Origin of the sequence: Paenibacillus sp. FSL H8-0317 (assembly GCF_045040685.1) — a bacterium.
Taxonomy (GTDB): domain Bacteria; phylum Bacillota; class Bacilli; order Paenibacillales; family Paenibacillaceae; genus Paenibacillus.
In genome coordinates this window covers 2,551,746-2,565,004 of the sequence record NZ_CP150294.1, presented here as the reverse complement: position 1 = coordinate 2,565,004, position 13,259 = coordinate 2,551,746, and the positions used below count along the sequence as shown (strand labels likewise).

Genomic DNA, 13,259 nt, shown 5'->3' with positions numbered 1-13,259 from the left:
GTTCACCTCTATTCGTCAGCCAGCCATGTACGCAGCAGATTGACGAATTCGTCTGGCTTTTTCTTGGCCAAACTCTCCAATTGTTTGCGCACCTGACTTTCGTTCGTTACACTGTCCAGCGTAATGGACGGGAACTCTGTTGCTATTGGAAGAGGAATCTCTTCTTCTTCGACTTCGTTTTGTTTGCGGCGACGGCGTACTAATAAAATAACTACCGCTGCGATCAATGCCGCTATGAGTGCGCCTCCACCCCACATCATCGTTGAGGAAAGCTGGAAACCTGTATTGTCTGCAGAGGCAGACTGGAATCCTTGTGACATGACTGAAACTTTCTTTGTCAGATCGGCGTCACTTATTACAGTGCCTGAGTCTGCCAGTGAAGCACGAACAATGTTAACCAAAATGTTTTCAATTGCGTCCTGAACCGGTCCCTGTAATTCTGTTTCTCCATTTGGTGGTTCAACTGCAACGTTAATGGTTAAGTCTTTTACAGTATATGGACTGGAAATGATATCCTTGGCGATTCGATTAACATCGTAGTTTATAGTGCTTGATGATTCTTCAGAGGTAGAATTACCGGTTGCATCAGATGATGGGTAACCCGGAACTTCCTCTTGTCCTGTGCCAGCAACACCACCTGTTGGGTTGCTTGCGCCAGTGTAGCTCTTTTGAATCTCCTGCACACTGATCTCGATGCCTTTCATATTATCTACATCAACAGGTGTGACCAGATTTTCCTTACGTGTTTCTTTGTCAAAATTAAGCTTGGAGGCTACCAAAACATTAACTTTGTCTTCCCCTACAATCTGGGAAAGGAATTGCTTTACGTTATTACGGACATCGTTTTCAAACTTTTTCTGTAAAGCCATGTTTTCTTGAACTTCGGAAGACAACCCGCCACTGCCACCTCGGGCAGTTGGAATCAATTCTGCTTCATCTGTGTTCGTAATCGTGATGTTCTCAACAGGCAGATTAGGAATTGCAGTCTTAACCAAGTTAAAGTAGCCATCTACCGCTGCCTGATTTGGGTGATAACCCGGTTTGAATTGGAGAGCTACCGATGCTGATGCTTTGTCTTGTTCTTCTAAACCAGCAAAAATGTTATCTTTCGGCATATTAACGAGTACTTTAGCATCCTGTATCCCTTGCATCCGCTGAAGTAACTGTTCAACTTCTCCGTTTATAGCGTTGTTGTACTTTACATCAAACTCTTTATCCGTCATCCCGATAGGTGATGATGACTCCTCAAATGACTTATACCCTAATGAACCATTTTGAATAATCCCTTGAGATCCAACGTTGACCTTTGCGATTGCAACACTTGTACTCGGTACGGATATGGTCTTGCCATCTGAACTTAATTTGTATGGAATGCTAGATGAATCTAGATAACTGATCACGCCCGCTGAATCACTTGCATTCAAATCTGTAAAAGCAACTTCATATTCCGTCTTGGACAACTGCATCGTGAGCACAACTGCAGCCAAAATCAGAAACAGGAAGGTGGATATAAATAATACTTTTTGCTTTTTGCTAAAACTATTCCAATACTGGGATGCCTTATCCCTGTACTGGGCGATTCTCTCATTCACTCTGTCACCCCATCCGAAACTTTGCTTAGTCTGTCCTTACTCAACCCCAGCCGTTTCATAGGTTGACGATCAGGAGCAGCATCGCGGCTGCTTTGTTGTAATGATCAGCGCTATTATCGAAGCGCAAGTAGGTTGTTTTATAACTGCGTTCGCATAACTTCCTGGTATGCTTCGACCACTTTGTTTCGGACTTGAGTTGTGAGTTGTAGGCTTAACAAGGCCTGTTCTGAAGCAATCATCACTTGATCCACATTCGCTTTGCCGACCAAAAATTGATTCGACATTTCATGCGATTGAGCCTCCTGTGCTGCAACGGACCCTAATGCATTTTGTAAGTATGTACCGAAGCTCTGAATGGTTTCGGCTGGTGTAGAAGGCTTACTTTCGGTTGCACTCTTCATCTGTAGCGGTTGTATCCCCTGTGTGCTAAACATGTTGTTCTGAATCATTAATGTCCCTCCCCTTCATCCCTGGTTTGTATTTTTCTTATTTTCATTTCAAAGCAACTTATCTTCCAATCTCCAAAGCTTTGGAGATCATCGCTTTGGTTGAATTCAGTGCTGTTACATTTGCTTCATAGGAACGCGAAGCAGAGATCATGTCGACCATTTCTTTCGCAATATCGACATTAGGCATAAATACATACCCTTCTGCATTGGCATCCGGATGAGAAGGGTCATACACAGGCTTCAAAGGTGACTGATCCTCGCGAATCTCCGTTACTCTCACGCCATCTCCTGAACCGCTACCTCTCATCTGATTTTGCAGCATCGTACCAAATGACGTTTTATTCGGCTCAAGCACAACCATTTTACGTTTGTAAGGGACCGCTTCACCATTGGACACGCTCGCGCGCGTCGTCTCTGCGTTGGCAATGTTGGAAGATATAACGTCCATCCGCAACCGTTGGGCTGTCAGAGCTGAGCTACTGATACTAAAACTATTACTAATGTTCAATTTAGGTTATCTCCCTTCCACGCCAACACGCATGATTTTAATTTGTTCGTTCACTTGTTGAATATAAGCGTTATAACGCAACTGATTCTCCGCCAGAAGACTCATTTCTCTGTCTATATCGACATTGTTTTCGTTGTTATTCATGGAGGTTGACTGGTCCATATTAACTACTGGCGTTGGTACGGAAGAGGAAGGACCTATGACAAAATGCCTTGCATCAGTTACTTTACCCTTAAGAACAGGCATATCTCCATTCATTTGCCCTTGTAACATTTCTTCAAAAGAAACGTTCGAGCGCTTGAAATACGGGGTATCGGCGTTCGCGATGTTGTCAGCAATCGTTCGTTGTCTGATATTGGACGCATCGAGTGCACCTTGCAATCTTTTAAAACTGATATCATTTAAAAGATTCACAATCCCCCTCCTCTCTTTAGAAGTAATGGAAAAAGATTGAATCTTTTCCCTTGAAAATTCCTATGTTTTTTTCGACAAAAACATTCGTCTTTACACGGTTTTCTAGGACTTAAGTAGAATTAACTCTGATGTTGTCGTATAACATAAGTTTCTTCGAGTTTGGGATTTATTACAATAAGAAAAAAGCCCTATCTTTTCTGAAAGACAGGGCTTTTTGTGTATTTTCTGCAAATTATGATTTTTTTCGTAAATGTTCGGGCCCAAAACAAAAGTATGTTAATACTCTCCCTTATTGTTCTTAAACATTCTTAAAATAAAAAAAACTTTCGAGGCTCAACATGAGCTTATAACGCCCGTAATTATGTATATTTCCGAATATTTCATAGTTGATAATGTTAGAATTTTTTGCCGTCATACTAAGGGTTTACGGACAGTATGATAGGTATACATACAAAGCTGTATATTAATCAATTGACAATTTATCTTTCAAGAATGAAGAAAACTCGTCCTTCCTACACAACACTTTCTTAACAATTAAGTGGAGTCTATATATTTTAATTTTAAGAAAACAATTAGTGGCTTCACACTTTTCTACAATTCATCATTTTGCGCATTTACGCAACATTTACCAATCTATCGACTAAACCGATGACCAGACTTGGAATAAGGAAAATTCTTTTAATGGAAATCATTGGGTATGAAAACGAAGAATAACTACCACTCCGATAGGTTTTAACTCTGTATAGATGCGGCACAAGTCCTAGGTTTTGTCGATCCATATAACAACCCCACATCTTTTATCGGTTGTAACATCGAAATCCTTTAGATAGAAACAAAAATAAACGATATGCTTCAAGTAAGAGAACCTTTGTAATTCGCTAAAGGATTGCTACCCTTTGTCGATCTCGCAAATGTTCTCTACTATCGTGCATACCGTTCATTTATAACATCATTTTAACAACTACATTGCTAGCTCCATGTTACAGGATATACTGACTCAGATCACGATCAAGCGCAATATCATTTAACTTCTCCCGGACATACTCTGGAGTGATCACCATACGTTCCAGTGTAAGCTCAGGTGCTTCAAAGGATAAATCCTCCAAAAGCTTTTCAAGAATTGTATGCAATCGACGAGCACCTATATTTTCTGTATTTTGATTGACGGATTCAGCCAATTTGGCAATCTCGCGAATGGCCTCATCCGAGAACTCAATCTCAATATTCTCGGTGCGCAACAGATCCACATACTGCTTGGTCAGTGCATTTTGGGGTTCAGTCAGAATGGATACAAACTCCTCCAGTGTTAGACTGCTTAGTTCCACACGAATTGGGAAGCGTCCCTGAAGCTCGGGAATCAGATCAGAGGGTTTAGCGACATGGAATGCGCCAGCTGCCATAAACAGAATATAATCCGTTTTGACAGGGCCATATTTCGTCATTACTGTAGAGCCCTCTACGATAGGCAGAATGTCACGTTGCACACCCTCACGGGATACATCGGGTCCACTACCGCGTCCTTGACTGGCAACCTTGTCGATTTCATCGATGAAAATGATACCTGTCTGCTCCGCCCGGCGAATGGACTCCTGGGTAACATCATCCATGTCGATCAATTTCCCTGCTTCTTCCTGGATCAACACTTTACGCGCTTCTTTAATAGCGAGTTTACGTTTTTTCGTACGACGAGGCAACAAGCTACCAAACATCTCCTGCATGTTCATGCCCATCTGATCATTACCTTGACCAGCAAACATGTCCATCATGTTAGGCGCAGTGTCTTCGACATCAATTTCAATGATGTCATCCTCCAACTTGCCAGATAACAGATCAAACTTGATCTTACGGCGGCGTTCGGCAACCCCGGTATCCGGTTCTGGCTCATCCTGTTCCTGAACGTTGTTGCCATTATTCCCAAAGATCATCTCAAAGGGATTACGCTGATTCTTGGACTTAGACTGTGAAGGAGCCAAAATATGTACAATTCGCTCATTGGCCGCTTCTTCAGCTTTGTCCTTCACTTTTTCAGTCCGCTCCAGCTTCACCATCCGCAGTGATGTCTCAATCAGATCACGCACCATCGATTCAACGTCACGGCCAACGTAACCCACTTCAGTGAACTTGGTAGCTTCCACTTTCACAAATGGCGCACCTACCAGTTTAGCGAGGCGACGGGCGATTTCCGTTTTACCCACACCGGTAGGTCCAATCATCAAGATATTTTTAGGCACAATGTCGTCCTGCGTATGCTCAGGCAAAAGGCTACGCCGATAACGATTACGAAGGGCTACCGCTACCGATTTTTTAGCTTTCTTTTGACCTACAATATACTTGTCAAGCTCTGCAACAATCTGTCTCGGTGTTAACGCTTGAGTATTCATATTGCTTCCCTCCTACCAGTATGTTGAATTTATTTTACCTAACAAGGACAAAGAATCCCCTAGACGTCCTGGAGCAGATTACAGAATCATGCTCCACTACGGGAGATTTCTTTGGCTTATAACTCTTCTACAATAATATTACTGTTCGTATATACACATAGCTCCGAGGCAATCTGAAGCGATTCACGCGCAATATCTTTTGCTTCCAGGTTTACTGCATGACGTTTCAACGCACGCGCAGCAGATAAGGCAAAGTTTCCACCTGATCCGATAGCGATAACGTCATCATCAGGCTCAATAATTTCGCCGCCACCTGAGATGAGCAACATGCCTGTTTTGTCCATTACAATCAACAACGCCTCAAGCTTGCGCAAGATCCGATCCTGACGCCAATCCTTGGCAAGCTCTACAGCAGCACGCTGCAAGTTACCATGGTGCTCCTCCAGCTTACCTTCGAATTTCTCAAACAGGGTGATCGCATCCGCCACAGAACCAGCAAAGCCAGCAACAACCTGTCCGCGGTACAAACGTCTTACCTTCTTGGCTGTATTCTTCATCACAACACTTTGGCCCATGGTCACCTGACCATCTCCTGCGATTGCAGCCTTACCATTATGACGAACAGCACAGATCGTTGTAGCATGAAATGACATATCCATGATATCAGCATCCTCCCACGAATAATTTATACGCGTTCCGGAACAGTTAGACCTTCTGCCTCAGCAAAACTCGTGATGCCATCCAGTGCACGCTGTGCAAGAGCTTCATTTTTTTCCTTTTTGTTACGAATCTTCGTTTCAAGCTTCGGCAACAAACCAAAGTTTGCGTTCATTGGTTGGAAGTGCTTGAAGTCAGCAGTTGTAATATACTGAGCCATACTCCCAAGTGTTGTTTCTACGGGCAATACCACCAGTTCCTGCCCAAGTGCTGCTTTGGCTGCGTTCATGCCGGCAATCAGCCCTGATGCAGCAGATTCCACATAACCTTCTACACCCGTCATCTGACCTGCAAAGAACAAGTTAGGACGCTCTTTAAACTGATACGTCGGAAGAAGCAGTTTAGGAGAATTAATAAATGTATTACGGTGCATTACGCCATAACGAACGAACTCTGCATTTTCAAGTCCAGGAATAAGGGAAAAGACTCGTTTCTGTTCTCCCCATTTCAGATGCGTCTGGAAGCCAACCAAGTTATACAGGGTTCCAGCTGCATTGTCCTGTCTAAGCTGAACAACCGCATGTGGCAACTCTCCTGTATGAGGGTTAACCAGACCTACCGGTTTCATCGGGCCAAACAGAGCTGTCTGTTTTCCGCGTTTCATCATCACTTCGATTGGCATACAGCCTTCAAAGTAGATTTCTTTCTCAAACTCTTTTAATTGAGCAACCTCAGCAGTAATGAGAGCTTCATAGAAGACATCAAACTCTTCTTCTGTCATCGGACAGTTCAGATATGCCGCTTCGCCTTTATCATAACGGGAAGCCAGATACACCTTGTTCATATCAATTGAATCTTTTTCGATGATCGGTGCAGCTGCGTCATAGAAGTAGAAATACTCTTCCCCCATTAGTGCCTTGATTTGCTCAGACAATGCGGGTGAAGTCAGCGGCCCCGTTGCAACAACAACGATGCCATCTTCCGGTAGAGAAGTTAGTTCCTCATTCACCACTTCGATGAGCGGATGCTGGTGCAACGTGGATGTAATCTCACCTGAAAATCCGTCCCGGTCCACAGCAAGTGCCCCACCTGCAGGAACTGCATGTTTGTCTGCTGCTGACAATACAAGAGAATTGAGCATTCTCATTTCTTCTTTTAACACACCCACTGCATTCGTCAATCCATTCGCACGCAACGAGTTGCTACATACCAGTTCTGCAAATTTATCCGTATGATGAGCTGGCGTTTTCACAACAGGTCTCATCTCGTATAATTTTACGCGTACGCCGCGACTTGCAATCTGCCAGGCCGCTTCTGTTCCTGCCAGCCCGGCACCAATAACGGTTACTTGTTGTTCATTTGTCAAAATCATTTACCCCCATAAAGCAATTTCATATTTCACTATAATTGAATTGATTCACATATATACTAATCCGCTGATTCGTCATCCGGTTCATCCACCGGCTCCTGATGATCACATGAAGTACACTGCAATCGTGCTCCCTTTTTGTTCCGCTTCTCAATCATTAGCGATCCGCAACTTGGACATGGTTTGGCTGAAGGTCTGTCCCATGAGACAAAATCACATTCAGGATATTTGTCACAACCGTAGAAAATACGTCCTTTTTTGCTACGACGCTCAACAACATGACCTTCCTTACACTTCGGACAAGTCACGCCGATATCCTTGATAATCGGTTTGGTATTCCGGCAATCAGGGAAGCCAGAGCACGCAAGAAACTTGCCAAAACGCCCGAGTTTATAAACCAGCGGTTTGCCGCACTTCTCACAGATCTCATCCGATACTTCGTCTTCAATCTCGATTTCTTTCATTTCTTCTTCCGCAAACTCAAGGCGTTTCTCAAAAGATTCATAGAATTCTGCGAGTACTTTGACCCAATCCTCGGAACCTTCCTCCACATGGTCAAGATCACCTTCCATGTTTGCGGTAAACTCTACATTCAGGATTTCCGGGAAAAACTCTTCCATCTGTTCGATGACCAGTTCACCAAGCTCGGTTGGCATGAATTTCTTTTCCTCTATCGCAACATATCCGCGCTTCTGAATGGTCTCCAGTGTTGGCGCATATGTACTCGGACGCCCTATACCCAATTCCTCAAGCGTCTTAACCAACCTTGCCTCCGTATATCGTGGTGGCGGTTGTGTAAAATGCTGTTTTGGCTCAATCTCCTGCTTATCAAGCACATCTCCACTTTTCAACGGAGGCAGCAGACGATCTTCATCGGTTGTACCATCGTCGTTTCCTTCAACATATACCTTCATGAAACCTTGGAACCGCACCTTCGAACCTGCTGCACGGAAAATGGTGTCCCCCGCAGCAATATCTACAGAGAGTGTATCTAGGATAGCCGAAGACATCTGGCTCGCTACAAAACGTTCCCATACCAGTTTATACAAGCGGAACTGATCGCGACTCATGAATGACTTGATTGAGTCAGGATCACGCAGAATTGAAGTTGGACGAATTGCTTCATGCGCATCCTGAGCATTAGCTGCTTTTTTGGAATAGTTTCGTGGAGTCTCAGGTGCAAATGACTCACCATACTTACCAACGATATATTCTTTGGCTTCTTCTTGTGCAGATGCCGCAATTCGTGTGGAGTCCGTACGCATATACGTGATGAGACCTACTGTGCCTTCTTTTCCAAGGTCTACACCTTCATATAGTTGTTGGGCGACCGACATCGTCTTGGAAGCTCTGAAATTCAATTTACGCGCCGCTTCCTGTTGCAAAGAACTCGTCGTAAACGGGGCGGAAGGGTTACGGCTCCGTTCTTTCTCTTTAACTTCCTTGATCGTAAAGTCGGCTCCTTCGATCTGTTTCAGGATCGCTTGCACTTCCGCTTCACTGCCCAGCTCTGTTTTGGCCCCGTTCAGTTTATGAAACTTGGCTTCAAACGGATTTCCGGCTGCTGTCAGTTTGGCGGTAATGCTCCAGTATTCTTCCGGCTCAAAATCATCAATTTCATTTTCACGATCTAAAATGATTTTAACAGCCACGGACTGAACCCGGCCTGCAGACAAACCTTTTTTCACTTTCTTCCATAATAACGGACTAATTTTATATCCAACGAGTCGATCCAGAATACGTCTTGCCTGCTGCGCGTTAACCAAATCCATATTGATTTTCCGCGGCGTTTTGAACGCATCTTTGACCGCCTGTTTTGTAATTTCATTAAATACAACCCGGCAATCTGCCGTATCGTCCAGTTCAAGGGCATGGGCCAAATGCCATGCGATAGCCTCACCTTCGCGATCCGGGTCAGCTGCGAGATACACTTTTTTCACTTTCTTCCGTGCATCCTTCAGTTCTTTCAAAATTGAACCTTTGCCGCGGATCGTAATATATTTCGGATTAAAATCATTCTCTACCTCAACGCCGATCTGACTCTTTGGCAAATCGCGAACATGCCCCATCGAAGCTTTTACGATGAACTTGCTGCCTAAATATTTGCCTATCGTCTTCGCCTTTGAGGGCGACTCCACGATTACGAGTGCATCCGCCATAGGTTCATCCTCCTCTCAGTCATGAAACTGTCATGAAACTGTTTCTGTAAGCTTATGCATAGTTAATAACTTCTGCTAATTATATATTTCCACACACTGCGTAGGTTGTAGCTTCGTCATACCCTCGCGTATTTAGTGCCTGGTAATTGGCTAATCTGCTTTTTTATGATTAAAGATAACAGAACTGAATGCAAATGTCCAAAATCCCAACCAAGCAGCTCAACCAGTTGATCCAATGATTGTTCTCCCTGTTCCAACAGATAAATCACACGTTGTTCATCTGGAGAGAGCTTAACCTCAGCGAATATCCCTCGCCCGGAAGGCACGGTTGTTTCGGTCGAACGTCCTCTATTGTAAGGAAGTTGTTCTGCATTTGGCAAGCCCAATCGATACTCTTCCAATACATCTGCTACACAAGTGACCAATTTGGCCCCTTGACGGATAAGATTGTGTGCTCCCCGACTTTTCGGTGATGTGATAGGTCCAGGGACTGCAAATACATCCCTGCCTGCTTCAAGCGCAGCATCTGCTGTAATGAGTGAGCCACTTCGAATGTCAGCCTCAACAACCAATGTTCCCAGTGTCAGACCGGCAATGATTCGATTCCGTTCCGGAAATAATCCCTGGCGTGCTCTTGTACCTGGTGGATATTCCGACAAAAGCAGACCTGTCTCCGCGATTCGCTCGGCGAGGCTTGTATTTTCGGGTGGGTATATATGATCAATCCCTGTTCCGAATACGGCAATCGTTTTTCCTTTAGCACGTAGTACTGCCTCATGACATACGCTATCAATACCGCGGGCAAGCCCGCTTACAATCGTCAGTCCTGCATTGCATAATTGTTCTGCCAGTTTCTCTCCAACTTTGCGCCCATACACGGTTGGCATACGAGTTCCCACCATGGCAATAGACGAATTGTGTAGCAAACTAACATCCCCTCGAGCATACATTACCCAGGGAGGCTGAACGGTTTCCTTCATTAATACGGGATAATTCTGATCCAGATAAGTAATAACCTCTATCCCCTGATTGTAAACGTGTTCTCTTTTACTCTCAATCCAATCGATAGTAAATTGGCTAGCCAAACGTGCAGCCTGATCTTTGCGCAAGCCTGCTGCGACCCAGTCGCTTTCCCCATAATTCAATAGATCGGGTAATTCATGTTGTCCCAGAATCAGTTTCGAGATTGTTTTCTTGCCAATACCCTCCATCTCATGTAAGCCAAACAAGATCCATCGTTCTTCCATACCTTAAACCTCCCAAAGCGGGAAGAGATCTTCCCTCATATTGTGTGTTAAGTGACCACGGAATGCAAGCGTTTACGCAGATGAGGGACAATTCCTCCCCCTTTTCCCGTAAAAAAACGCAAAAAAGCAACCCTTCGCCCTGTTCAAGGACAAAAGGTTGCTTACCTTTTCCGTAACCATAATAGTCGGTCTACCAGAAATAAATCATTTCCGAGCCGTTTCTTCTATTATAACGAAAAAGAATTAATGTGTCGTGCACAAATTCAAAATACCGCGTTCCTCAAGTACACTCACCAAAGTCGAACCCATCTCAGCAGGAGTTGGTGCTACTTTGATTCCACATGATTCCAGCTTCGCAATTTTCTCTTTGGCTGTACCTTTACCGCCAGAGATAATAGCGCCAGCATGGCCCATCCGTTTGCCTGGAGGCGCTGTTACCCCACCGATAAAGCCAACAACCGGTTTGGTCATGTTTTCACGTACCCAATCTGCAGCATCCTCTTCAGCTGTACCACCAATCTCACCAATCATGATGACCGCATGAGTCTGTGGATCTTCATTGAACCGTTTGAGGATATCAATGAACTCGGAGCCTTTTACAGGGTCTCCCCCGATTCCTACAGCAGAGGATTGTCCAATGCCACGTGTCGTCAGTTGATGAACGGCTTCATAGGTAAGTGTTCCACTACGGGAAACAACGCCTACGTGCCCTGCCATATGGATATAACCAGGCATGATACCGATTTTACATTCTCCTGGTGTAATGACACCTGGACAGTTTGGTCCGATCAGGACGGTATTTTTGCCTTCCATGAAGCGGTCAACCTTGATCATGTCAAGAACCGGAATACCCTCTGTAATACAGATTACGAGGTCCAGCTCAGCATCAACAGCTTCCATAATGGAATCTGCTGCAAATGCAGGAGGAACGTAAATGACGCTCGCTGTTGCGCCTGTAGCTTCCTTCGCTTCCTGCACAGTGTTGAACACCGGCAGACTAGCTACTGTACCGTCTTCCAACGTGATATCCACATTAGTTCCGCCTTTACCCGGTGTAACTCCGCCTACCATCTGGGTTCCGTAGTCCAATGCGCCCTTCGTGTGGAACATTCCCGTTGAACCCGTAATGCCTTGCGTAATGACTTTTGTATTTTTATCGATCAAAATACTCACGTTGCTTCACATCCTTACGGTTATTTTTCAATTCCCGGACAGCTCCGGTACTAAGGAATGAACTTATTTTACGAGGGCAACAATTTTCTGTGCGCCATCGGCCATGGAATCAGCAGGAACGATATTCAGGCCAGATTCACCCAGAATACGTTTGCCAAGCTCCACGTTAGTTCCTTCAAGACGAACAACCAGCGGTTTGGTCAGGCCAAGCTGCTTCGCGGCTTCAACAACACCATTGGCGATAACATCACAGCGCATGATGCCACCGAAGATGTTAACAAAAATCCCAGCTACTTTGGCATCGGACAAAATGATCTTAAATGCTTCAGTCACCTTCTCCGTTGTCGCACCGCCCCCAACGTCAAGGAAGTTGGCCGGGTCTCCACCGTAGTATTTGATAATGTCCATCGTTGCCATCGCAAGTCCCGCACCATTGACCATACAGCCGATGTTGCCATCAAGTGCTATGTAGCTGAGGTCGTATTTGGAAGCTTCGATTTCTTTTTCATCCTCTTCATCCAGGTCACGCAGTTCCAAAATGTCTTTGTGACGGAACAGGGCGTTGGAGTCAAAGTTCAATTTTGCATCTAGCGCGATAACGTTTCCATCTCCGGTAACAACGAGAGGATTGATCTCGGCAATAGAGCAATCTTTTTCGACAAATGCAGTGTACAGCGCGAGCATGAACTTAACAGCTTTGTTCACCAGTTCATTCGGAATCTTAATGCTGTAAGCCAGTTTACGGGCCTGGAACACTTGCAATCCAATAGCAGGGTCAATAATTTCTTTGAAAATTTTCTCAGGTGTAGCTTCAGCTACTTCTTCAATCTCGGTACCGCCTTCTTCGGAAGCCATCATAACTACACGGCCTGTGGCACGGTCCACAACAACACCCACATAATACTCTTTGCGGATATCGCATCCTTCTTCAATCAGAAGACGTTTCACTTCTTTGCCTTCTGGTCCAGTCTGGTGTGTTACCAATACTTTGCCCAGAATTTCGGAAGCATAGGCACGAACTTCATCCGTACTCTTCGCCACTTTTACGCCGCCGGCTTTACCCCGGCCACCTGCGTGTATTTGCGCTTTAACAACAGTCACCGGACTGCCCAGTGCCTCTGCGGCCGCAACCGCTTCATCGACTGTATAAGCAACCTTTCCGTTTGGAACGGTAACTCCATACTGTTTCAGTACTTCTTTTCCTTGATATTCATGGATATTCATTCTCGAATCCTCCTATCAACATGACTGCAACAAGGCGGGTTGGTAGACTAACAAAAGACAAATGTTGACTATTTTCACTTAAACCC

11 protein-coding genes are annotated in these 13,259 nt (G+C 44.7%); all 11 read right to left on the bottom strand.

Going from position 1 to position 13,259, the window contains the following annotated elements; all coding sequences use genetic code 11:
* Positions 1 to 8: 8 nt before the first annotated feature.
* Positions 9 to 1,592, bottom strand: coding sequence for a flagellar basal-body MS-ring/collar protein FliF (gene fliF / locus MHB43_RS12030; RefSeq protein ID WP_076208903.1), 1,584 nt, complete (start codon positions 1,590 to 1,592; stop codon positions 9 to 11).
* A gap of 137 nt (positions 1,593 to 1,729) precedes the next feature.
* Positions 1,730 to 2,041: a flagellar hook-basal body complex protein FliE gene (gene fliE / locus MHB43_RS12025; protein WP_017689190.1), complete on the bottom strand. Its 312-nt coding sequence runs from the start codon at positions 2,039 to 2,041 to the stop codon at positions 1,730 to 1,732.
* A gap of 58 nt (positions 2,042 to 2,099) precedes the next feature.
* Positions 2,100 to 2,549 carry a flagellar basal body rod protein FlgC gene (gene flgC / locus MHB43_RS12020; RefSeq protein WP_017689191.1) on the bottom strand — a complete coding sequence of 150 codons (450 nt, stop codon included), beginning with the start codon at positions 2,547 to 2,549 and terminating at the stop codon, positions 2,100 to 2,102.
* Positions 2,550 to 2,555: 6 nt separating this feature from the next.
* Positions 2,556 to 2,963, bottom strand: a complete 408-nt coding sequence (gene flgB / locus MHB43_RS12015; protein ID WP_076208905.1) for a flagellar basal body rod protein FlgB — start codon at positions 2,961 to 2,963, stop codon at positions 2,556 to 2,558.
* 980 nt (positions 2,964 to 3,943) lie between these two features.
* The gene (hslU, locus tag MHB43_RS12010) at positions 3,944 to 5,344 is read right to left on the bottom strand and encodes an ATP-dependent protease ATPase subunit HslU (RefSeq protein WP_076208906.1); all 1,401 of its coding nucleotides are present in this window, start codon (positions 5,342 to 5,344) and stop codon (positions 3,944 to 3,946) included.
* Positions 5,345 to 5,460: 116 nt separating this feature from the next.
* The gene (gene hslV / locus MHB43_RS12005) at positions 5,461 to 6,003 is read right to left on the bottom strand and encodes an ATP-dependent protease subunit HslV (RefSeq protein WP_062833786.1); all 543 of its coding nucleotides are present in this window, start codon (positions 6,001 to 6,003) and stop codon (positions 5,461 to 5,463) included.
* 26 nt (positions 6,004 to 6,029) lie between these two features.
* Positions 6,030 to 7,373, bottom strand: coding sequence for an FADH(2)-oxidizing methylenetetrahydrofolate--tRNA-(uracil(54)-C(5))-methyltransferase TrmFO (gene trmFO, locus MHB43_RS12000; RefSeq protein ID WP_372238347.1), 1,344 nt, complete (start codon positions 7,371 to 7,373; stop codon positions 6,030 to 6,032).
* Between the two features lie 56 nt (positions 7,374 to 7,429).
* Positions 7,430 to 9,529: a type I DNA topoisomerase gene (gene topA, locus MHB43_RS11995; protein ID WP_405132034.1), complete on the bottom strand. Its 2,100-nt coding sequence runs from the start codon at positions 9,527 to 9,529 to the stop codon at positions 7,430 to 7,432.
* 116 nt (positions 9,530 to 9,645) lie between these two features.
* Positions 9,646 to 10,776 (bottom strand): DNA-processing protein DprA, encoded by a 1,131-nt coding sequence (dprA, locus tag MHB43_RS11990; RefSeq protein ID WP_405132033.1) that lies wholly within the window; start codon positions 10,774 to 10,776, stop codon positions 9,646 to 9,648.
* Between the two features lie 243 nt (positions 10,777 to 11,019).
* Positions 11,020 to 11,949, bottom strand: coding sequence for a succinate--CoA ligase subunit alpha (gene sucD, locus MHB43_RS11985; protein WP_036609382.1), 930 nt, complete (start codon positions 11,947 to 11,949; stop codon positions 11,020 to 11,022).
* A 63-nt stretch (positions 11,950 to 12,012) separates the two neighbouring features.
* On the bottom strand, positions 12,013 to 13,173 hold the full coding sequence (sucC, locus tag MHB43_RS11980) for an ADP-forming succinate--CoA ligase subunit beta (protein WP_036609384.1): 1,161 nt from the start codon (positions 13,171 to 13,173) through the stop codon (positions 12,013 to 12,015).
* Positions 13,174 to 13,259 lie beyond the last annotated feature (86 nt).

Bases quoted from the DNA above. Each gene is read 5' to 3' on its own strand.
- fliE (WP_017689190.1), bottom strand. From the start codon at position 2,041: ATGATTCAGAACAACATGTTTAGCACACAGGGGATACAACCGCTACAG.
- hslU (WP_076208906.1), bottom strand. From the start codon at position 5,344: ATGAATACTCAAGCGTTAACACCGAGACAGATTGTTGCAGAGCTTGAC.
- hslV (WP_062833786.1), bottom strand. From the start codon at position 6,003: ATGGATATGTCATTTCATGCTACAACGATCTGTGCTGTTCGTCATAAT.
- trmFO (WP_372238347.1), bottom strand. From the start codon at position 7,373: ATGATTTTGACAAATGAACAACAAGTAACCGTTATTGGTGCCGGGCTG.
- topA (WP_405132034.1), bottom strand. From the start codon at position 9,529: ATGGCGGATGCACTCGTAATCGTGGAGTCGCCCTCAAAGGCGAAGACG.
- dprA (WP_405132033.1), bottom strand. From the start codon at position 10,776: ATGGAAGAACGATGGATCTTGTTTGGCTTACATGAGATGGAGGGTATT.
- sucC (WP_036609384.1), bottom strand. From the start codon at position 13,173: ATGAATATCCATGAATATCAAGGAAAAGAAGTACTGAAACAGTATGGA.